Origin of the sequence: Vibrio superstes (genome assembly GCF_003569005.1) — a bacterium.
In the GTDB taxonomy this organism is placed as follows: Bacteria; Pseudomonadota; Gammaproteobacteria; order Enterobacterales; family Vibrionaceae; genus Vibrio; species Vibrio superstes.
This window is the reverse complement of record NZ_BCUR01000004.1, coordinates 2,157,792-2,178,788: the sequence shown is the minus strand read 5'-3', so window position 1 is coordinate 2,178,788 and position 20,997 is coordinate 2,157,792. Positions and strand designations below refer to the sequence as shown.

At 40.9% G+C, this 20,997-nt stretch carries 16 protein-coding genes and 1 pseudogene; 9 read left to right on the top strand and 8 right to left on the bottom strand.

Features of this window, described 5'->3' with window-relative positions; translation table 11 throughout:
• Nucleotides 1-110 precede the first annotated feature (110 nt).
• From D5I41_RS17855 to D5I41_RS17840, 4 genes are all read left to right on the top strand, one after another.
• Nucleotides 111-551: a hypothetical protein gene (locus tag D5I41_RS17855; protein WP_119010963.1), complete on the top strand. Its 441-nt coding sequence runs from the start codon at nucleotides 111-113 to the stop codon at nucleotides 549-551.
• 410 nt (nucleotides 552-961) lie between these two features.
• The gene (locus tag D5I41_RS17850) at nucleotides 962-1,162 is read left to right on the top strand and encodes a hypothetical protein (protein ID WP_119010962.1); all 201 of its coding nucleotides are present in this window, start codon (nucleotides 962-964) and stop codon (nucleotides 1,160-1,162) included.
• A 429-nt stretch (nucleotides 1,163-1,591) separates the two neighbouring features.
• Complete coding sequence (locus D5I41_RS21455; protein WP_235868946.1) at nucleotides 1,592-2,950, top strand: SNIPE associated domain-containing protein; 1,359 nt, start codon at nucleotides 1,592-1,594, stop codon at nucleotides 2,948-2,950.
• A gap of 9 nt (nucleotides 2,951-2,959) precedes the next feature.
• Entirely contained in the window at nucleotides 2,960-4,186 is a 1,227-nt protein-coding gene (locus D5I41_RS17840; protein WP_119010961.1) for a GIY-YIG nuclease family protein, read from the top strand.
• A gap of 726 nt (nucleotides 4,187-4,912) precedes the next feature.
• Here D5I41_RS17840 and D5I41_RS17835 read toward each other — a convergent pair.
• Complete coding sequence (locus tag D5I41_RS17835; RefSeq protein ID WP_119010960.1) at nucleotides 4,913-5,407, bottom strand: hypothetical protein; 495 nt, start codon at nucleotides 5,405-5,407, stop codon at nucleotides 4,913-4,915.
• A 535-nt stretch (nucleotides 5,408-5,942) separates the two neighbouring features.
• On the opposite strand from D5I41_RS17835, the gene D5I41_RS17830 reads away from it, so the two are divergent.
• Entirely contained in the window at nucleotides 5,943-7,796 is a 1,854-nt protein-coding gene (locus D5I41_RS17830; protein ID WP_119010959.1) for a retron Ec67 family RNA-directed DNA polymerase/endonuclease, read from the top strand.
• A 153-nt stretch (nucleotides 7,797-7,949) separates the two neighbouring features.
• Here D5I41_RS17830 and D5I41_RS17825 read toward each other — a convergent pair whose 3' ends face one another.
• The 3 genes from D5I41_RS17825 to D5I41_RS17815 all read right to left on the bottom strand — a co-directional run bounded on the left by D5I41_RS17825 (nucleotide 7,950) and on the right by D5I41_RS17815 (nucleotide 11,585).
• On the bottom strand, nucleotides 7,950-9,269 hold the full coding sequence (locus D5I41_RS17825; protein ID WP_119010958.1) for a tyrosine-type recombinase/integrase: 1,320 nt from the start codon (nucleotides 9,267-9,269) through the stop codon (nucleotides 7,950-7,952).
• Between the two features lie 348 nt (nucleotides 9,270-9,617).
• Nucleotides 9,618-10,022 (bottom strand): glycine zipper family protein, encoded by a 405-nt coding sequence (locus tag D5I41_RS17820; RefSeq protein WP_119010957.1) that lies wholly within the window; start codon nucleotides 10,020-10,022, stop codon nucleotides 9,618-9,620.
• A 129-nt stretch (nucleotides 10,023-10,151) separates the two neighbouring features.
• Nucleotides 10,152-11,585, bottom strand: a complete 1,434-nt coding sequence (locus D5I41_RS17815; protein ID WP_119010956.1) for a hypothetical protein — start codon at nucleotides 11,583-11,585, stop codon at nucleotides 10,152-10,154.
• Between the two features lie 445 nt (nucleotides 11,586-12,030).
• Here D5I41_RS17815 and D5I41_RS17810 point away from each other — a divergent pair.
• From D5I41_RS17810 to D5I41_RS17795, 4 genes and pseudogenes are all read left to right on the top strand, one after another.
• Nucleotides 12,031-12,282: pseudogene (locus D5I41_RS17810) on the top strand (ISAs1 family transposase); the annotation flags it as partial.
• A 342-nt stretch (nucleotides 12,283-12,624) separates the two neighbouring features.
• On the top strand, nucleotides 12,625-12,930 hold the full coding sequence (locus D5I41_RS17805) for an NIPSNAP family protein (protein WP_119010955.1): 306 nt from the start codon (nucleotides 12,625-12,627) through the stop codon (nucleotides 12,928-12,930).
• A gap of 577 nt (nucleotides 12,931-13,507) precedes the next feature.
• Complete coding sequence (locus D5I41_RS17800; protein ID WP_119010954.1) at nucleotides 13,508-13,738, top strand: hypothetical protein; 231 nt, start codon at nucleotides 13,508-13,510, stop codon at nucleotides 13,736-13,738.
• Nucleotides 13,739-13,993: 255 nt separating this feature from the next.
• Entirely contained in the window at nucleotides 13,994-14,413 is a 420-nt protein-coding gene (locus D5I41_RS17795) for a septal ring lytic transglycosylase RlpA family protein (RefSeq protein ID WP_119010953.1), read from the top strand.
• Nucleotides 14,414-14,509: 96 nt separating this feature from the next.
• Here the strand turns inward: D5I41_RS17795 and D5I41_RS17790 are convergent, their stop codons facing one another.
• From D5I41_RS17790 to rlmF, 4 genes are all read right to left on the bottom strand, one after another.
• Nucleotides 14,510-15,139: a CAP domain-containing protein gene (locus D5I41_RS17790; RefSeq protein WP_119010952.1), complete on the bottom strand. Its 630-nt coding sequence runs from the start codon at nucleotides 15,137-15,139 to the stop codon at nucleotides 14,510-14,512.
• 264 nt (nucleotides 15,140-15,403) lie between these two features.
• Entirely contained in the window at nucleotides 15,404-18,637 is a 3,234-nt protein-coding gene (locus tag D5I41_RS17785; protein WP_235868945.1) for a glycoside hydrolase family 3 protein, read from the bottom strand.
• Between the two features lie 303 nt (nucleotides 18,638-18,940).
• Nucleotides 18,941-19,291, bottom strand: a complete 351-nt coding sequence (locus tag D5I41_RS17780; protein ID WP_119010951.1) for a DUF3147 family protein — start codon at nucleotides 19,289-19,291, stop codon at nucleotides 18,941-18,943.
• Nucleotides 19,292-19,980: 689 nt separating this feature from the next.
• Nucleotides 19,981-20,931 carry a 23S rRNA (adenine(1618)-N(6))-methyltransferase RlmF gene (rlmF, locus tag D5I41_RS17775; RefSeq protein ID WP_119010950.1) on the bottom strand — a complete coding sequence of 317 codons (951 nt, stop codon included), beginning with the start codon at nucleotides 20,929-20,931 and terminating at the stop codon, nucleotides 19,981-19,983.
• Nucleotides 20,932-20,997: the final 66 nt, after the last annotated feature.

Here is a 20,997-nt window from a genome sequence, read left to right as displayed (position 1 = left end):
ACTGAGCATGATATAGGTTAAAGAGTTAATGAAAAATCAGTACTTTAACTCAAAACAGAACCTATCCAAGTTGTATAATGAAAGTAATTTACTCATATTGAATAACGGTTATGAAATTTTCTGATAAGTTTAGGTTTTCTGAGTGGCCTAACAAAGAGATCCCAAAAGTAGCTGCGGGTATATACGCTATCTGGAATGGTGACGAGCTGTTTTATTGCGGGATGTCGGGTAGAGAAATTGAAAAGAACTCTCATAAGAAAAGGTACGGCTTAATTACTCGATTACATAGCCACTACTCAGGTCGCTTAAGCGGAGATCAGTTCTGTGTGTATGTCGCTAATAGACTGGTTATTCCCTCTCTTCAACAAAGTGATTTACCGTTGTTTGCAACTGGTGAACTAAAACTTGATGACCTGACAAAGACGTACATCCATAACTACCTTGAGTATCAATATGTTCTTGTAGATAGCAGTGCAGAAGCGTTTTCAGTAGAAATTAAAGCAAGAAATGGGGAGTTGTTTGGACAAAAGCCTAAGCTCAATCCGCTTTAGCCTCGCTACATGTTTCTACCCTAAAGTTTGCTTTGTTTCTAAGTACGTTCTAGATGATTAGTTAGTTGTGATATATAAAAAGTAATGGAAAAGGAACGAAGTTTATCGCTCTTCTTCTAAAGAAAGCTGGTTTGAAGTTAAATTTCCTGCGGAACAATAAGTTAGAATGCTTCAAATAGATTTGTGATAGAGATCGATTTATTTATATGGGTAGAATAGTACTTTGATTTTTATAGGAACTGGACTGTATTGATTTTTCTGGCAGAGAGCTTTAACTAGTAGATGATAATTTAGTTATTGAAATAAAATACTCGCTTGCTTGACCGAGACTCAAAGGCGATCATTAATATGAAGTTTGCTCCAAAGTATGATTTTTAAATAGCATGATAGATAAATCAGGAGGCATATGAATGATAAATGTTGATATTAAATTAGCAATGAATGATAACGAAGGTAAGTATAACATCACAATTAGTTCAAGGATCATTTACTCTGTAGAACAAAGTGAGGGCATTGATGGTATCAATCAGGTATTTGATGCAATACAAGAAGCTATGAGTATTACATTGAAAACAGTATCAAACAATGGAGCAAATATATCTATGCCTTAGATTTACTATCTACGCGGAATAGCAATTTTCAGCTTGGTAATAAGATATAAATTTTCATGGCATAATTCACATACATAATAATTAAGATGCAGATCCCAAAATGCGGTTGGCGTTTACGCATTGAGAAGCGTTTTCCCTAATACATTTTATGGTGGCGCTAAATGGTAGGCGTTATGTACATGCTAAGTGATAAGATCCGCACAACAATCATTTTTGAGGCGAGCTAAATCGCGTAATACATTGGGTTTGGGGGCACCACAATCCCTTTGGATGCATGATCAAACAGCAGGGATAAATACTCAAAAAATAAAGCTTTTTAGATGTGCTGCAGGAAGATAGATTAACCTCCCGTTCACGTTGTCTTTCATTCTGGTGGTACTCTAACAATCACCTTTCTCCTATTTCATATTGCTAACTAGAGGAATCTCAATGCCTGAAACTGCAGAATCCTATCAATTAGTATGGGCTGTGCTATTGCTACTGACCTTTGCTATGTTGCTCTCTGTCAACTCAACACAAAAGAAACGAAAAAAGCTCAGTAAGGATATTAGGAGAAAGAAGAGCGCGCTGGCTAAAAGGCCTGTCGAAGATATCGTGCAAGAGCTAAAGCTTGAAATTGGTGTTATTGAAAGCAAGACCGCCAATGGTCGCCCTGTATATGCGCGTCTCAAGGAAGAGCTTGTCAATAAAGAAGAACAACTGAAATACATCAATGTGGGGCTGTTCCCTCCCACCTATAGATTCGATGATAGCCAAGCACTAAAAGATAGAATAGCCGGTTGCTTAGATCGCCAATATCAAGTCATTAAATCTGGCCGAGCGACTAGTGCATACACAAACTGGGATTGGTTTGGGAGTGAATCTAAAGGCGCGCGAATGGTAACTTCTTATCAAAGTCTACTTCTCAAGGCATTCAATGCTGAGTTCGACATGATCCGTAAAAAGATGCGGCACTCAAGCTACGAAACTGCCTTGAACAAACTCGATAGACTTGAGCTGCAACTAGAAAAACTTGGTGAAACCGCGAACGTTGCTATCGCTTATGAATACTTTGACCTAAAAGCTGAAGAGCTCACTATCTGGCATAGTGAGTTACTCCGCAAAGAAAAGATAAAACAAGAAAAGAAAAAACAGCAGGCCCTGTTGCGTGAACAAGCCAAACTGGCCAAGCGTTCGCTAGACGACATCGACGACCTTGAAGATGAGATCTACTATAAAAATTCTGACCTTGTGAAAGCCCAAAAGCTTGCAAAAGAACTGCACGGCGCGAGCTCACAGGATATGGAGCAAAAAATCGCTCACATGAAAGAAGAGATCGAAAAGCTAGAAACCAAGTTTGAGCGTGCGACCTCTCAGGCTCAGCTTACAAAAGCTGGTTATATCTATGTAATTTCAAATATAGGTAGCTTTGGCGAGGGGGTAGTCAAGATTGGGATGACTCGTCGACTTGAGCCAATGGATCGCGTTAACGAATTAGGTGATGCGAGCGTACCTTTCAAATTTGACGTCCACGCACTAACTTTTGTTGATGATGCGCCAAGAATCGAAAGAGAGCTTCACCGTGAATTTGATGGCAGGCGAGTAAATGGAGAAAACCGTCGTAAAGAGTTTTTTAAAGTGAGTCCTCCTGAGGTAGCAAAAGTAATGCGAGAGCTTCGAATTGATTGTGATTGGTACTATGAGGTTGAAGCTAAAGAATACCGCGAGAGTCAACTTATAAGAGAAGCTCGTAAACAAGAAGCGGAAGAAGCCCAATCTGCGTCCAGTCAATTTCCGCAATCAATTTAAGGAGTCGCTATGTATATTTCTATCGTTATATCATGCCTAGCGCTGTTCACTCTGGTATTTTTGGTAAAGTCCCGATCTTTACTTAGAGAGTTAGAGGCGGAAGATCAGGACATTGAGAAAGTCTATGCTCCAGCCTCTGAGAGCGAGCGACTACTATCTGATACGGTAAGCAATTATCAAGAATTACGGGAAAGTTATAAACAAGATCTTCTCAGCTTAAAGCAAGGTGAAACAAAGCTGGCGCTCTACCATCTAGGAGTTGGCACCTCCGACTCTGTCTCTTATATGCAGATATCTCAATCGCGTGACCTGGCTGAGCTAGAGAGAAATCTGGCAGACACTAAGGTAAGAATAAAAGCACTAGTAAGCAATAAGCAAGCGTGCATCTGCTCTATGGGCAGTGATGTGACCGTTAACGGAAAGAAATCCGAGGCGAAAAAGCTCTTTAATAGGGAAATAAAACTGAGATTAAGATGTTTGGATAATGAGTTTAAAGCTGCTGCAGCCGTAGTTGACTGGAACAATATCAACCGACTTATTGAGCGTGCTCAAAAAACATTCGAGGAAATTAACTCTTCTTCTGATTTGGTAAAGACACACCTAACAAGTCAGTACTTAGGGCTAAAAATCACCGAACTAAGGCTAGGCTATGAAATCACCCAACTGAAACAAACGTTGAAAGAAGAAGAGCGTCAAGAGATTCAGATTGAAAGAGAAGCAGCGCGTGAAGAAAAGCGCATCAAGGCCGCGGCAGAGAAAGCCGAACGAGAGCGTAAGGTCATGGAACGCTTAGTTACAGAAGAACTTAAGAAACTCGAGTCTAGTAGCGAAGAGCAAAAGGCATTGTATGAGTTACACAAGGAGGAGCTAGAAAAGCTACGTAATAAAGAGAAGCGAGCTGTATCTCTTGCCCAACAAACAAGAGCAGGCTATGTCTATGTAATTTCAAACAAGCTTTCTTTTGGTGAAGGGGTTGTAAAAATAGGTATGACTAGGCGTGCGGATCCTAATGATCGGGTGAAAGAGCTAGGTGATGCTTCTGTACCAGAGCTCTTTGATGTTCACGCATTCGCATTTACAGAGGATGCGCCAACATTTGAACGGTTCCTACATTCTTGTTTTGCCAACCAGAGAGTGAACCTAGTTAATGGCAGAAAGGAGTTCTTTTTCGCATCGGCCGATGAAGTGCTTTCTGAGATGAAATACTATGATGGTGAGTATGAATTGAGTGAGTAGGATGCATAGGTGTGGATGGGTAGTATCATTTGCTAAGTCGTTTTGCCAAAAACTGCTCAACCCAAACGAACTGACCATGTAGGTAGCCCTGCAAGTGCCCAAATTGATCTAATCCGTACTTTGGGCACTTGTAAGGAAACTTTTTTTAGTTATCCCCCAAAACTCTATGGCAATTCATATAACAGGTTAGTGCTAATTGAGATTCATAGTGAATGAGATCAAGATAGTCGGTATATAAACACAAAAATACCGCCTATAACGTTATGCGTGCGATAGCTATGGAACACAGTAAAAAGTTGTTAACAACGGACGTCAGAAATGGATATAACATTAAATAAAAGAAAAGCTTCAATGCTACTTTTTAGCATTGAAAGCCAGGCATTGGGGTCAGGTCTTTCTTTTTGTTCTAGCTACGATTAACAGGAAGACCTACAAATTCCTGGAACCGTAAGAACTTTTGTTCAAAGGCGAGCTAGCACGATCATCGCTAGCTCGTTTATGCCCCATTCTATGACAGTGACGCATAACCTCTTAAACCGCAATGAGGTGATTTTCCCTACTTTTTCTAACCTAAATACTTCTACCAATCTCAAGCCTTAGCTTGACTTTGAACTAGACAGAAATATCCCCTTCTTGCAAAGCCGAAAGTCTCTCATACACAAAGAAGTAATACCATTTCTCTGATAGAGTGTTACTAGAGGTGTAATAAAGCATATAGTCTCTAAGTTACAATTTATCTGTAGGCCATTGGTGGTTCTTTAATTTTTTAACTGTTTTGGGGATGCCAAATAACCAAACTGCGCCTCCGACTCCTCCACCAAAACTCAATAATAAGAACAAGAAATTGCCTTCATCACTTACTCCTCTATCGACCATATCTAATATTAATGAACCAAAAAGGTAAGATGATCCTATGGATAAGGCTAGCATTATAGGAGTAGCGAAAATTAGGTACGCCCAAAACAAAATAATATGATACCTTAATGGAAGCCATTGCTTGTCTTGTTTAGCATGAATATATTTTTCTAAATTATAGAACTTAACCCCCATCCACAAAGGGTAAAAAATTAAAATTGGTGTGAATATCCAAAATTCGGCCAGCGACCATAATGCAACAATGCTTCCGATAGCTATTTCAGCACCAAACAGCCAGATTCGATAAGGTCTACGTCTAGACAGAAGCCATTCTTTAGCAAAGTTCTCTATTAGTAGTATGATCATATTCATTCTAGAGCAGGAGAAAATGTTGTGAATAAGTATAGGTTATGATCTGTACCTTCAGCACTGGACACTAAGTAAAGCGACTTTCCATACTTTAGTTATTCATTAGTTGGTAATGTTTAATTTTCCGAAGCTCATTTTTGTCCAAAACCTTGCTGAAAGGGGCGTAACACGAAATTGCCCCAAACCTTCTCAGGCCCAATGAATTTTCCAGATAGCTAGTACAGCAATAGACCAAATTAATCTAATCCGTGCTTTGGGCACTTATACGGAAGTTTTCCGTAATTCTACCCTGAAATGCTATGTCGAATCACATAACAGATTGATACCTATCGAGTTTCCCTGGGATTTTATATTGAATATGTTTCATAACTGCTCTAGAATACCATTCGGCTTATGGGCAGATTTTTAGTTCGCGTTTCGCGATCAGTGAAGAAATGGTCCGTTCGGATTGCCTTATATAGTATATCATATAGGTATTTATAAGATATATAGTGCGTAGGAGTGCCCATAAGCCAATAATTAGGGGTAATCAATGTCAAGATTAAAGCGTCTAAAGTCAGCATCAACAAAACCTGAATTTGCTAAAGTATTGGGTATTGATGCAGCTTTTCTTACTCGTTGCTTATATATCCACAAGCCAGAGAACCAATATCACCAGTTTTCCATTCCGAAGAAATCAGGCGGTGAAAGGCTTATAAATGCACCTTCAGAGGAACTTAAAAGCCTTCAAAAAAATCTGTCAATATTACTTTTAGACTGCATTGATGAAATTAATGCGGAAAAATATCCAGATTCACAGTGGGCTAAACCGAAACTTAGAAAAAATGGTGATCCAGATTACGCAGCTGAAGTTCTTAAGATAAAAATCCCCAATGCGCGAGTAAAGCAACCTTCGTTATCTCACGGTTTTGTAAGAGAGCGTTCAATCCTAACGAATGCTATGACGCATATCGGAAAAAAGAACGTCCTCAACATTGATTTAGAAAGTTTTTTTGATAGTTTCAATTTTGGACGTGTTCGTGGTTTTTTTATTAAAAACGCTAACTTCAATCTTAACCCACAGATTGCAACAGTAATTGCTCAAATTGCCTGCTATGATAACAAACTGCCTCAGGGCAGCCCATGCTCTCCTGTAATAACTAATCTTATTTCACATACCCTAGATATACGGTTAGCCTCGTTAGCCAAGAAATATAAATGTACTTATACGAGGTACGCTGACGACATAACATTTTCAACTAGGAAATCTGAGTTTCCTCCTCAAATAATGACACAAAATGAAATTGATTATGTACCAGGTAGAATGTTAAAGAGTGAGATAAGACGTTCAGGGTTTTCTATAAATTCTAGTAAAACTAGAATTCAATATAAGAATTCCAGACAAGAAGTCACAGGTCTGGTAGTAAATAAAAAACCTAATGTGAAACAGGAATATTGGCGACTAGCACGGGCGAAATGCAATCAGCTGTTTAAAACAGGTAAGTTTACAGCTATAAAAGATGGGAATGAAATTGACGGTAACCTCAATGAGCTTGAAGGGCAGTTAAACTTTATTGATCAAGTTGATCACTATAACCGGATGAGGCAAAAAACACCTTTAAGTACCGATTACACGCATGCGAAAGTTGGGAGAAATACTAAAGTCATACTTTCAGGTCGAGAAAAAACGTTTAGTAGTTTCTTATTTTATCGACTTTTTTGCGGAAACGAGAAACCTACCATTTTATGTGAAGGTAAGACAGATAATATTTACTTAAAGTCTGCAATCAGCGAGTTAAGCAAAGATTATCCTCAATTAGCGCACCGTAAAGGAGATAAGTATGAGCTTTTAGTACGTTTTGTCGAGTACTCAAAGCGAAGCCGCTTTTTATTAGAGTTATTCGGAGGGGCTGATTACCTGCGAGGCTTTGTGGATAACTTCGAAAAGAACATGAAGCTCTACGATGCCATAACACCTAAACATCCAGTTATTGTTTTTTTAGATAACGATGAAGGACCTCAACAAGTAGTGAATTTGTTGAAGTCAAAAAACTTTCAGAAAAAAATCGAATTGTTTCCATCTACTCTTGATAAGAAGGAGGATATTCGAACGTCTGAATTTATACATGTTATCAAAAACCTATATGTTGTTTTCACACCGTTAGCTAAAGATGGCGGAGAGACAGATATAGAGTATTTCTTTGATGATAAAACGCGTTTAATGAAACACCCAAATGGGAAGTGTTTCAACACTGTAAAGAATCGAGACTCAAAAAGTGATTTGAGCAAAGATGCATTTGCTACACATATAGTCAAAAAAAACAAAGCGAAAATAGATTTTAATGGGTTAAAGCCTCTTTTAGACTCTGTTGTAAAAGTGATTAATCATTATGACTCTCTGAGGTAGTTTTCTGAAAAACGAGGAATAGCCACTTACCAACGTTTAAGGTTTCAAGATATTTTTTTAATCTGATATAAACGATTTAGAGCAATTACCTAAATCGTTTTTGTCCAAAAGCTTGTTTTTGATTCACACTTACTATTTCACAAAAAAAGCCAATCATGCGCTTAAACTTTGTATAAAACTTGCTAATTCCTGCCTATCATATTCACTAAGACTCAGAATGTCAGATTTTATTTTAGCTAAATCAATCACCTTATTTAGTGCTTTATTTTCGCCTAACATTCCCAATGTTGTGCTTTCTAATTCAGTTCGCACATTATCAATGGCTAAATGGGCGTAAACGTCTGATGTTATTGATATATTTGAATGGCCTAATAGCTTACTTATGGCTTGGATGGAACCGCCTTGATTTACAATATTTGTGGCTAATGTTCGTCTTAAATCGTGCATACGAAAATTATTGGCTTTATTTTGTGAATCATACAGATCCGCTCTTTCAATTATTCGCCTCCAGAATCCGCCTTTACTGCCTTTATCACTGATATGTCCGGTACTGCTTCTGTGGCTTGGAAACACAAAAGATTCCCTATTATTGGCTTTGTTTTTCCGTTCAGTGAGGAGTTCCACAACGGGTAGTGATAGTGGAACAGCATGTAGCTTTTTGTTTTTGGTGTTTTCTGATGGGATTGTCCAAGTCTTGGTTTCAAAATTTATTTGGTTCCACTGCATAGAGATGACATTGGATTTACGTTGACCCGTGAATAGCAATACTAGAACGAAATCTCGATAGATCTGGTCTTCATAGTTTAGAGAATCGAGTAATCGTTCAAGCTCTTCACCAGAAAGGGTTCTAGTGCGTCTGTGCAGAGCCTCATCTATTTTCTTAATGTCCTTGAATGGATTCACTTCTAATTCAGCACGGTTGTACATGGATTTGAGCAAGGTTAAGGCATGATTGTGTCGACTGTACCCATACTTTGCCAATAAACCATTCAAGAATGTTTTCGCATCTTGGCGTGTAAAATCGATAACAGAATTTTTGCCAATAACTGGGGCAACATGAAGGCTATATAGAGTATTGGATAGTTCAAGGCTTCTCGGGCGTCTAAGTTTGGCTTGTACATCCAGTTTCAAAGTAGCGGTGTAAATCTCAAATAGAGCATCAAAGTTAATATGGTCTCTTTGTTTACGCTTTTCTTCATTAGGGTTAACACCATCGGCTATTTTTTGTGCTTGTTCTTTGGCAAGGTTTCTAGCTTGTTCAACCGTAATGTCTGGATACTTCCCAAGGGTCACTTTAATGTTTTTGCCGTTCACCTTTTTCTCGTAACGAAAGGTTTTCTTTCCCGTTGGAGAAACATCAAGCCCTAAACCTGCGACACTGCCACTACCACCAGAATCACGAAACCTTGTTCGCTTGAGAGGGTTTGGTAAGTTATCTAATGTGCGTTTGGTGAAATTCAATTCAGTATTCATAAAAGGGTACCAATCAAATTCTGTGGTGCTCCTGTGGTGCTGAAGACGTTAAAAATGAGCTAATATGGGTAATCTAGGTTAAATTAACTGTAGTCGATTTATGATTTAAGTCTATAATAATTAAAGAAAAGTAACGTCAATTAATTTTGATTAAATTTGTAATTCAGCTCCTACAGGGCGCGCCATACATTCTAAAAGCCTGATAACTCTTCGAGTTGTCAGGCTTTTTCCGTTTTTAAGTTTAAAGCTCTAGTTAGGGGTCTAGTCGCGACTTGGTAGAAAACTAGGCTTGTACATACGCAAGTCAAATTAAGCATATTGCGCTACAGGGTAGAAACAAAGGTTTGTTTAATTGAGTACCTTATATCCTCTACCTATCATGCACTGCTTCTGCACGTGGTCGACATCCTGATTGTGTTTAGCCTGTTCGTAAGCAACCTCATGTCTATGATGCAAAAGACCACCCACGACACCAATACCTGCCCCGACTTTTGCTCCATCACTGCCATGACCGCCTGCGATTGCGGTTCCTAGGCCTCCAAGAGCAGCTCCTCTAGCTGCGGTTCCTGCTACTGAGCGACCTACACCTGCTACCTGTTCTTGTTGCACTTGTGTAGATATCTGCTGACACTCAAGTAGATCAATATTGTATTGATTCATATCTACCCCTTTGGTATCTACGATGACACTCGCTGAACTCAGCGATGAAAAGAGGGATACTGAAAGCAGTAGTATTACCTTATTCTTATTCATGATGATTTCTCTTCTATAATTATCTGGAATCCTTTCTTGGTTTGTATTGAATAAATTGCTTTATGCAATTATTAATATAATCAGTTCTGCTTAATATTATTTCTTATATTTAGCTGAAGATTATATATTCTAGAATCGCCTATTTAACGTAGAAACAAATTGATGTTTTCGGTCTTTTACCCATCCATACTCTGCGGAAATGGACCAATTTCTATTAAAGGTATAATTCGCACCGACAAGACCTGACCATTTATCCACATTACTCTGCTCTACTGTGTAATCGATGCCTACGCCTTCATAGGTATATGTCCCTGTCAAAGTTAGGGTGCTGTCGATGTACGTTGCCCCGCCATACAATGCAATGGATTGAGAAGCTGTAATTGGAAACACTTTACCAACACGAGGAGTTATATTAACTATCAGACCCTCGGCATCATTCTTGCGCATGTCTGCATAGGTCACTGACATGGGCAGAGTGAAGAAATAGTCATGCCAACCAGTGGCAATAATTGTTCCCACAGTATAATTATTGCCACTCAAGTCAGCGGTGACATTGTACAGAGGATCCTTTCCTTGCAATCGACACACAAGCGGTTTGATTCTGCCACCGCAATCCGTTCCTAACTGACCTATGAGGTCATCGCCACTGAATTGAATACCCAGGTCAGCTGTGCCGCTAATTTTACCTATGGAGCCAAATACATTCATAAATGGAAACAGCCAAGCATCTAACTTGAGTTGTGGAGATTGTGTGTCGTTGCTGTTGTTATGAAAGGATACAAAATCAATTGGATATTTCTGAGAGCCATTAATGCCCACATTCAAACCTGTGATATCCATATACTGATAGGTGTCGGTATATACAACACTAATCCCATACGGCTTAGGTAATGAGTAGCCCTTGTCGATGACGTTCTGGGCATAGAATGGAAGTGCACGATCCCACTTTTTAGCGACACTTGTTGTGTCTGCGTCACTATATTCTTTGTTGGCAACCTTAAGGTCGCCCAAACCTGTCTCAGTCAAATCATAATTAATTGAGGTAGATATAATTTGGGCGCTGGTACCTGCGGATGCTCCTGAATAGTCAAGCACATACATAGAGACATCTTGGTCATCGCCCAAAATGGTTGCTGTGGAGGTGCCACCGCTTTCGCCAATATTAGCGTTTGCTGCAAGAGTAAGACGTAACTCTCCCTCTTTATAGGAATCTAGTTGTTCCTTTGTGTCAAATATGACTATTCCATCATATTTATGAAATGCTAATCCTGCGCCAAAATCGTATTTATCGATATCAACGTAAGTAATTGTACCGTCGGTATTATTGTAGATAGATCCAATGCCCGATGACTTTCCCAATAGAGGAAGTTGGAGTTCAGACATTCGAACCGTAGCGTAACCATACGCATATTCCATCTTTTCTGGCAACTCAATATAGTGTTCACTCAATCTATTTACTACGTGACTAGAAACTTGGTTTACTTCTTGCCTCGCTAGATCTCGCTCTTGTTGATTGTCAGGAGAACTACATCCAAACATAAATAAAAGCATAACTATAATCATTAAATGTCTCATTGATTTTCTTATCGTTAATTTGACTTTTTATATAAAGGACTCCCTATCACTAATTAATAGTGTGAGGCTAATCTCTGATATAGTCGTTCTTAAATAGGTTGTAAGATGTTGTCTTGCCTAAGAATAACATCAGCGATTTATAAAAAGCATAATCGTTCAAATTAGCCTAAATAGACTTATCTTATAAATTAACGGAAAGAATTAGATAGCAAAAACGATTTGATGATATTTAATTGATTAGAACAAATGCTTCCGGTGAATAGATATTATGGAATTACTTGATTGAGATCAATAAGCAGAGGTTAAATGATAATTAAGTATTATTTAAATCTATGGCGGGATCGTGAACATTTTTAAGCTAACGACCGGACCGATTTGACGACCAGCTTTACCTGTGACCATATACGCTCTTTCTTATAAGAGACTAAATTCCATACCTATCGATGAGCTCAAAGAGCACTTTCAAACTGTGACTTATAAACGCCAATCAGAAAAGGTAACCTGTTGCTTATTTGAGGTTCTATTTGCGTCTTGATACGCCGTAATTGCGGGAGTCAAAGGATGGTTCGACATTCGAGAGTATATTCTCGGACACCATGAGTGCTTTATAAACTGGATGTCCGCAGTTCATGCTCTTACCGATGGTCAAGTTATCGCTATCGATTACATGACCCTTCCAGGTTCTTAAGACCGTGATGACCAAGTGAGTAGTATCCATTTGAATACCACCATGTTGGAAGCGGTTCTCAGTGCGGGATTAAGCGCTGCGAATAAAAACTAAACAATCATGTGGTCACCCTGGTACCTATCATTCTTGAAAACTAATCTCACATAGATGTTATATCTAATAAGCTAATGTAAATTGAAGGGCAGATTCGCAAGATTATTTATACTATGTTTGGATACGGTTTTGCTTTGTTTAGAGGCTCACTTAGAAGTTCAAGGGGCGTTGTTACTCTGGATTCGACATAGATATTTGAATCCTATTTGCTACTCATAATTGATATTACAGTAAGGATACCCCTCTATGATCACTTGTTATGTTAGGTATGTCATTGACCCTAAGAAGGTTAAAGAGTTTGAAGAGTATGCAAAGATGTGGATACCTTTGGTTCAAAAATTTGGTGGTCAGCATAATGGCTATTACCTACCCTCGGAGGGGGCTAATAACATTGCTTTAGCCTTGTTCACTTTTGAGAATTTATCTGCGTATGAAGACTATCGAGTTAAATCTTTAGATGATGCAGATTGTATGAAGGCTTTTGATTTTGCGAATGAAGTTGACTGCATTGTAAGCTACGAGCGTAGCTTCTTTAGACCTATATTAGGCTAGTGATAACTAGGCGTTGGTTCTGCATCAAAAGATGACAGCGCTCTCTCAAAATTTGCCCGTATTCAATCGTTTTCAATAGAACTGCCCAAGCTCTGTATTGGGCAGTTCTTTTTATGCAACTTAGTTAAGGGCATCAAACTGACAGAGCCGCTCTATCTTTTGAATATTGACCCACATCATCCAGAGGATTAACTATTTCATAATCGCTGATATTGATTATGACCATGTGTTGCTTATGGAAAGGGTGGTGCATGAAAGTTCTATGACTTTCTCGCCATCGCAAGTGACTCAGACATCGCCTTATACTCCTCTCATTTTGTTCTCGATAATGCGGTAAATACTTGAGTAAAGCTTTACTGTATTGAGCGTCAGATAGTCATACTTGATGACCCAGTTTAAAGGGCAGTAAGTAGGCTCCCGTCCTACATAAACGATTATGTATTTCCTAATAGTTAACAAATAATGCGCGCCGAATATGATTGAGAATAATTTTTTATTCGAGGTCTATTTCGTTGCCTCTCTCAAATAAGGAGGCAGTTTCACGCATTAATAGGTTTAACTAAATGGGAGCATGTCGATGAAGTCTTCACTTGTTTATCATTACGCCGTATTTCGTCATAAATACAAAAGGCTGGGGCGCGCGTTTGAGTTTGGTGTGTTTTTGATGGGTTTTCTCGCGATCATCGAGCTAGCGGCTACCGAGAATGACTGGGTTGTTCTGGCTTGCTTCACGGTGATTCTTTCGTGTTTGGCAGCCTTTGTCTTCTTTTATCATGCGGATGAAAAAAGAAAGATAATGCCAGATTAAGTAGAGCTTGAGTTTAGTTGATGGAACTCGTGGTGGGTTTAAGATCATCGATTGTCGAGTCGTGACTAATTGGCTTCGCTGAGATCAAGCAGTTCAGAAACTAAGCAGAAAGTATCCATATACTAGTTTGAACGATGTAAATGCAATCTATCTCATAAACTTAAACCGACACCTGACATAGTGTTGATAAACTTATACCCATAATCATTGATACTCGCGCGTCATCATCTACACACATCGAGTTTTATAAATACAATGAAAAAGTTGCCTCTTATTTTTATGTCTTTGGTCTTAGGGTTGCTCGTTGGCTGCTCTTCCTCTAGTGCCTCCCAGAAAACTAAGCAATACTCAGGTTCGCATGAACTGACTGGTTTAGCGTCTTGGTATGGCAGCAAGTTTCATGGAAAACTCACCGCCAGTGGCGAGAAGTACAATATGAGGGCATATACTGCCGCACATAAATCACTGCCATTTGGAACCGTTGTTAGGGTTATCAATACTGACAATAATAAAAGTGTTGATGTAAAGATTAATGACCGTGGACCGTTTGTCAGTGGAAGGGTTATCGACCTATCTCAAAGAGCATTTGCCCAGATCGGAGATGCCAGTAAAGGGGTTGTACCGATTCGAATAGAAGTGCTTGATGATAGTAATACGTTTCGATATAAGCACTAGCAAGCCCGACTATGATATTGGTGACCCTCCACGCTTATTTTCATTGTAGAGATGAATTAACAAGCGGGGTTTGGTCACCTTTCAAATCGCTCAAACTCACCAGGGATTAGCAAATACCTGAGTCCAATAGATACCATATTCCGTATCAACATTTTCTACGGCGCTCGCCCCCATTTGAGTCACGTTGCTACTCATTATGTTCATGCAGTGCCCCGTGCTACTCATCCACGATGCCATGACACTCTCTATGGTGCTTTGTCCGGCCGCCACGTTTTCTGCCCATGCATTGGCAGAGTATCCAGTATCAGCAATACGATCGCTTGGAGTGCTTCCGTCTGAGCCGGTGTGATCCATGAAATTGGCGTTTGCCATATCACTTGAGTGCCTAAAAGCCGCAGATTGTAGGTTGTAATCCCATTCAAGGCTTGGCACGGGAGGCATTAGGGTATCACCACAGGTTTGCTCCACTGAACGAGCCTGATTGACGGCATTCAGCATCATAGAGGCAAAGTCGTTTTGCTCTGGAGAGTTGTCATTAGTGGGGGGTAAGTTGGGGTCGGTATTGTCGTCGGTGACAGGAGTATTGCCATCTTTATCTGGCGCAGAATCGATGGGATTGTTCGTTGTATCCGTTTCAGATCCTGAATTGTTGCTGGAACTTGAGCTAGAATCTGAGCCACAACCGATTAAAAGGGTGGATAAAAGAATGATCGGTAAATATCGCATTGTTGTACCTAAACTACCTTGTACAGTACCTGTACCTTGATTAAATATTGTTCACACGAGGTACTATACGGACTAACTATTGAGCGTATCAATATATGAGCCGTGATTCTTACGTTGCTCTGACAAAGTGAAATTAGGTGAAAATCTAGTGCGTTGATTTAAAGGGCAATTACTTATGGTTGGTTTTTGAACAGAAAAAATAGAAAAAGGTCAAGTCAGTAGTCGACTCGACCTTTTAGGTTCCAGACCGCGATTTAGTGGGAACTATTTAATCAGTTCAATATTTCTCACCTGAAACGTAAACCCAGCTTGGCTTGCATTCCATGATGGTAGCGAAGCGAGTGGGGTATTCACATTGTTAATGTTTAAGCTACCAGTGTTAAGTTGTGACATTGGCACTGAGACCTTGTGCCACTCACCCACAGGGTAATCAGCGCGAGGCAATAGTAGGTCATCACCAGGGCCTTCTGGAGACTCCATCTTGATAACTAAGCCCTGGGTGGCATTTTCGCCCTCGTTGGCTGGAGTACCATAGGTTTCTACATAAAGCTCAAACTCTAGCGTGCCATCAAGGTAGTTTTCTAGGTTCTGAGGCTCACCTTGAACGAAGACAATACCTTTGTAGCTTTCAGGACTAGTTGCATCGTAGGCAACGCTTAAATTGCCATTAGACAGTCTCTGATAAGTCATATGACCTTCGATACCTTGCCAGTCATCCGTATTCACCTTGTAGTCGGTTAGGTTCGGCCAAAGCGCACTAACATCGACAACGTCTTGATCTAGTGGAGGCAAAACTTCACCTGCTATTTCTTCACAAGTTAGTGCATCTTCAGCAGGATCGATTGAACGAGGTACAAAGCGAATTTCACCAAGGTTAAATTCGAATTCTTGAGACTCGTTTGAGTACAGTAGGAATGCGGTATTCATCATTGGGAAACTCATGCCTTCATCAGCGAGACACTGCAAAGGTATCTTGATGGTTTGCCAGTTGCTTTGTGATGGGTCTGCCAGTGGTTTTGGTAGAACTTTACCTACTTCTACCTCGCCAAAACAAGGCCACTCACAGTGCATTGATAGAATGAAGTTATCAGGTATTTCTTTCTTCACATCGATATCAAACTGCAGCGTTGAATCTGCATTGAGATATGAGTTTCTATCCTCGCCTTGCTCGTCATAGGTTTGCATGTACAGCTGACGCGCGCCTTCTCCAGAGAAAGTCACATTGATAGCATCTTGCTGGTGCATGTAGTTGATAGGATGAGTCGTTAGGTTGCCAATGGTGGTTTCTGAACCATTTGAAACATCAACGCCAGCCCAACCGGTATTATCGCCAGACATTCTTGCAACAAACTCACCAGAACTTGATCGTCCAAAGATTTCTAGGGGCTCACTCGCAATGCCATCGTCAGGTTCGTCTTGTCCACAGCCAAATTCACGAGGGTCTAGAGGCAAGTTATCCAAGTCTTGATCTTCGGTATTGCTAGAGTAGGTTAAGCCATAGCCGTAAGGGAATAGTGGCTTGTGCTCGCCTTCAATGTCTTGCTCTGTTTCTGGAGTCACGTAATCCTCAATGTTTGGAGCGTGACGGTTGATGGTCGTAGAGCATTTTAGGTTAGGCCAAGAGTAAGACAATGAACCGGTGAAACCATGGTTGTCTTGAGCAAAGAGCACATCGGTGATGCCTCCTGCTTCTGTACCCGGAAGCCATGCCGCAACGAATGCATCTGATTTGTTAATCTCTTCATTGACGTACAAAGGACGGCCAGAATAGAACACAGAAACCACAGGGTTACCTTGTTGCTTCAGGTCTCGAATGAGATCTAAGTCTTCGCCATACTTGGACTTCAATGTGGCGTATTCAAGGGTTTGGTTCTTCTTAATGTCACCAAACATCTCAGCGTATGGGTCTTCGCCAAACACAACAATTGCAGTGGTGTCTTCATCGGCTTGATTAATATCTGTGATGACATTTTCTTCACCTACCAGCTCGCGCATAGCCATCAGCATGGTTTGAGCACCAGGGAAATCGCGCTCGATTTCATTTTCTGTGCCTTGCCAAGTCAGTGTCCAGCCACCGGTTTGCTTTTGGATATCATTTGCCGCACTACCTACGACCAAATATTTCTGATTAGGTGAAAGTGGCAAGATATTGTCGTTATTCTTTAGAAGTACGAGTGATTGGCTAACTGCTTCTCTCGCCAATGCGCGATGCTCATCTGCACCTAAGATGTCAGATTTACCCGCATAGGTACGAAGAGATGGTTGTGGTTTTCCCCAAAGCTGCGCACGCATTTTCACACGCAGAATACGGGTAACCGCATCATCAATGCGTTCCATTGGGATAATGCCATCTTCTACTTGCTGAATAACATTGTGGTAGAAAGACTTCCAATCATTACGAGAGGTGACCATGAATACGTCGTTACCCGCATTCACTGCCTCTGGACAGTTTGCAGCGGTACAACCGTTGATCTCACCTTGACCATTCCAGTCGGTAACAATGATGCCGTCAAAGCCCATTTCGTCTTTTAGTACGTCATTGAGAAGATACTTACTACCATGGATCTTATAGTTGTACTCTCCCGTCCCCGTTTGGTCGTAGTTAGCAGGGTTGTGCCAAGAGTTAAATGAGCTCATGACTACCTGAGCGCCAGCATTTAAGCCAGAGAAGTAACCGGTAGCATGGATGTTTCTTAAGTACTCTTCGCTGTAGTGGTTTTCGCCGCGGTCTACACCATCAAGGGTACCGCCGTCGCCAACCCAGTGTTTCACGTTAGAGATCACGTGACCGTCTGTTTTGATACCGTTTTTACCACCTTGCAGGCCAGTAACCATACGGCCGGCATAGGCGTAGATGACTTCTGGGTCTTCAGAGTACCCTTCGTAAACACGGCCCCATCGATAATCTCGAGGAGAGGCAACTGTAGGCGCAAAGGTCCAGTCTAGGCCAGTGGCGACAATTTCTTTTGCTGTGGCGCGTCCAATTTCTTCAATTAGGTCAGGGTTTCTGGCGGCACCTAGGCCAATGTTGTGCGGGAATACCGTCGCCTTGAATACGTTGTTGTGACCGTGCACTGCATCGGTTGCCCAAATAAACGGGATATCGAAGCCTCGGTCGGCATAGGCTTCTTTCAGTGCAAGCCAGTATTTATCTGATTCCTTCGCCCAATCTTCGGCAGTGGCATACTTGTCATCATTGGGCCAACCCCCGCCACCGTTTAACAAGGAGCCGAGCTTATATTCTTTTGCTTCTTCTGGCGTGACTTCGCGAAGGTCGGGCTGAACCATCTGGCCCACTTTTTCTTCTAGGGTCATCTTAGCCAGTATTTTTTGTACTCGATTTTCTATGCCGGGATTGGTTTTAACAACACTGTCTACTTGGGGCCATTCATCAAAGTGGGGAATTGTGAAAGCGCTTTCTTTGGCACTTAAAGAAGAACAACCTAAGATTAATGTGGCCGAAATTACACTGGAGAGTAAATTTATTTTTGTTTTCATTGTTGGTCTCGTCATTGAGGTAAATGATATCCGTAGAACAAAGTGATGTGGGGGTAACATTCATATGTTCTATGAATGATACTAAAGAGATTGAAGCTGTATAAATGTGCGCCAATTCAAGTTGTAAATCATTGACTTGTATGATTATTTTTAAATGTGAGTGACCTAGAATTAGTGAAGATCGAATGACAGAGTGTGTCAAAACATGATCTGGATCAGAGTTATTTGTAGTTAATTATGTAAGCGCTTACATTAGATGCTTAAAGTGATCTATGTTATTCATTTTTAACGCATTCCATAAGGTTAAAGTAACTGTACACCTGCAACCTTTGCTAGGAGCACCACTGCACCAAAACAGAATAAGGAAAGTCTGACACATAACAGCAATGTAATCCAAAACGTAAAACGTTCTATAAGGATAGGGAAAAGCAAAAACATGGGTAGCGTAGGGAGAACGTACCAAAAGGTATAAAAGGAATGATTGGCGAGTTTCTCTTTGGGTAATCCCTCAATGTGCATCCAGATTAGCGCCAAGATAGTTACAGTAGGCAATGCTGCAATCAGTGCGCCTAGTTTATCACTGCGCTTGGCAACCTCAGAGATGAATACGATTAAGCCCGCAGTGATGAGGTATTTAGTGATGATCCAATACATGCTTTATCCCCCCGAGGATTATCTAAGAATTATAGAAACCTTCTTACATGAAACCTGATTTATTTGGCGTCCTTGCAAGACGCGCAGGGCTTAAATTAAAGGAGACTTATATCGAAACGTAACGATGATCTATTGGTAACTAGGGTCTGTTGACCTTTTGCGATTAAATTTTGCTCGACCAGAAGCCATTTAATCAAGGCGAGGGACTTGCCGCCTAGTCATCTAAGCAAAAGCCGCTCAACGAAGAGTAAATGGCTTCTGGACGAGCCCTTCGGGTAGCGCTTTGTTGGGCATTTCTACCGCGTTAGTCACTTTTCATGTGGAACCACCACACCTAAAAGTGACTGCCTTGTATTAATACCCAACAAATCGCTACAAAAATAACCTCAAAAGGTCAACAGACCCTAGATAAATAATACCAATCGTAGCAAATAACGGGTCATCCTAGCTTGTTAAAACACTCGATAACGGCGTTAGAATTGTAGAATAACGACTTATCAAAAAGTTCTGCCTTGTTATCCAGCGTTTTTCCTACGCTATTTCTGACCACTTACTTACTGTGATTGATATAAGATATCTGCGCTTTGGTTACATTACCGAGTAAAAACTAAATTCGGGTAGTTGTATTTGCCAGTAAGTCATTGCTTACTGGCTTTTTTATGCCTTGAGTAAATTAGGGTCAACAGGCCCTAGTATCGCCACGCAATAAATCGACTGATTTTCTGTCCCTGACACATCTCAACAACCTTGACCTCACTCGCGCCTAGTTTGTTGAGCACTTTCTGCATCGGTGCGACGTTCTCTTTTTTGGAGATAAGGGTACTGAACCAGCCTACCTGTTGTTTAAATAGGGCACTTTCTTGGGCCATATTTTTTATGAATGCCTCCTCGCCACCGGGGCACCAAAGCTCCGCCTTTTGACCGCCAAAGTTGAGTCCTTGTGGCGTTGGTTTTATTGGTAGGCCTTTTTTATTCATAGCCTCTGAACCGCGTTTGGCTCTGTTCTTTGCAAGATTATCGGCTTTTCGTTTTGTTCCTTGCTCCGCATCCTTCAAGGATTTGTGAAAGGGAGGGTTACACAGGGTGAGGTGATAGTATTCGCCCTCATGAATGACTCCCTTGAAGATATTGTCAGCATTTTTTTGTAGGCGCGGCACTATCTTCTTCGATAGATGGGGGTTTAGCTTGGCAATCTCGGTAGCAACCTTAATGGAGATAGGGTCAACATCGGACGCAGTAAAGTGCCACTGGTAGTCCGTGGCACCGATAATAGGGTAAATACAGCTCGCTCCTGTGCCGATATCGAGAGCATTGATGGTGTTATCGGTTGTATCCAATAAGTCTGCTAAGCGGTGCACATAATCGGCACGTCCTGGAATCGGCGGGCATAGATAGCCCTTTGGGATGTCCCAGAATCTCACCTGATAGTGGTGGGCCAGCAAGGCCTTATTAAGGGTTAGCACTGCTTCTGGGTCGCTAAAGTCTACGGTTTGCTCTCCCTTAGGGTTGAGTGTGACCTTACGTTTTAATTCTGGAAGTGCTTTTACCAAGGCATCGATATCGTAGCGTCCGTGGTGTTTATTTCTCGGATGAAGACCGACTTTGACGGTTTTTTTTGGGGTAGCTTTGTTATTTTTCATCAGGATATCGATACTCGGTATTGGGTGTCTGCATTGCGGTCGCTACTTTAGCACAAGCTTAGCCTA

Excerpts from the sequence above, each read along its gene's own strand:
- D5I41_RS17790 (WP_119010952.1), bottom strand. The coding sequence starts at position 15,139 with ATGCGATATTTACCGATCATTCTTTTATCCACCCTTTTAATCGGTTGT.
- rlmF (WP_119010950.1), bottom strand. The coding sequence starts at position 20,931 with ATGAAAAATAACAAAGCTACCCCAAAAAAAACCGTCAAAGTCGGTCTT.
- D5I41_RS17840 (WP_119010961.1), top strand. The coding sequence starts at position 2,960 with ATGTATATTTCTATCGTTATATCATGCCTAGCGCTGTTCACTCTGGTA.
- D5I41_RS17825 (WP_119010958.1), bottom strand. The coding sequence starts at position 9,269 with ATGAATACTGAATTGAATTTCACCAAACGCACATTAGATAACTTACCA.
- D5I41_RS17805 (WP_119010955.1), top strand. The coding sequence starts at position 12,625 with ATGATCACTTGTTATGTTAGGTATGTCATTGACCCTAAGAAGGTTAAA.
- D5I41_RS17795 (WP_119010953.1), top strand. The coding sequence starts at position 13,994 with ATGAAAAAGTTGCCTCTTATTTTTATGTCTTTGGTCTTAGGGTTGCTC.
- D5I41_RS17835 (WP_119010960.1), bottom strand. The coding sequence starts at position 5,407 with ATGATCATACTACTAATAGAGAACTTTGCTAAAGAATGGCTTCTGTCT.
- D5I41_RS17815 (WP_119010956.1), bottom strand. The coding sequence starts at position 11,585 with ATGATTATAGTTATGCTTTTATTTATGTTTGGATGTAGTTCTCCTGAC.
- D5I41_RS21455 (WP_235868946.1), top strand. The coding sequence starts at position 1,592 with ATGCCTGAAACTGCAGAATCCTATCAATTAGTATGGGCTGTGCTATTG.
- D5I41_RS17780 (WP_119010951.1), bottom strand. The coding sequence starts at position 19,291 with ATGTATTGGATCATCACTAAATACCTCATCACTGCGGGCTTAATCGTA.
- D5I41_RS17850 (WP_119010962.1), top strand. The coding sequence starts at position 962 with ATGATAAATGTTGATATTAAATTAGCAATGAATGATAACGAAGGTAAG.
- D5I41_RS17785 (WP_235868945.1), bottom strand. The coding sequence starts at position 18,637 with ATGAAAACAAAAATAAATTTACTCTCCAGTGTAATTTCGGCCACATTA.
- D5I41_RS17800 (WP_119010954.1), top strand. The coding sequence starts at position 13,508 with ATGAAGTCTTCACTTGTTTATCATTACGCCGTATTTCGTCATAAATAC.
- D5I41_RS17820 (WP_119010957.1), bottom strand. The coding sequence starts at position 10,022 with ATGAATAAGAATAAGGTAATACTACTGCTTTCAGTATCCCTCTTTTCA.
- D5I41_RS17855 (WP_119010963.1), top strand. The coding sequence starts at position 111 with ATGAAATTTTCTGATAAGTTTAGGTTTTCTGAGTGGCCTAACAAAGAG.
- D5I41_RS17830 (WP_119010959.1), top strand. The coding sequence starts at position 5,943 with ATGTCAAGATTAAAGCGTCTAAAGTCAGCATCAACAAAACCTGAATTT.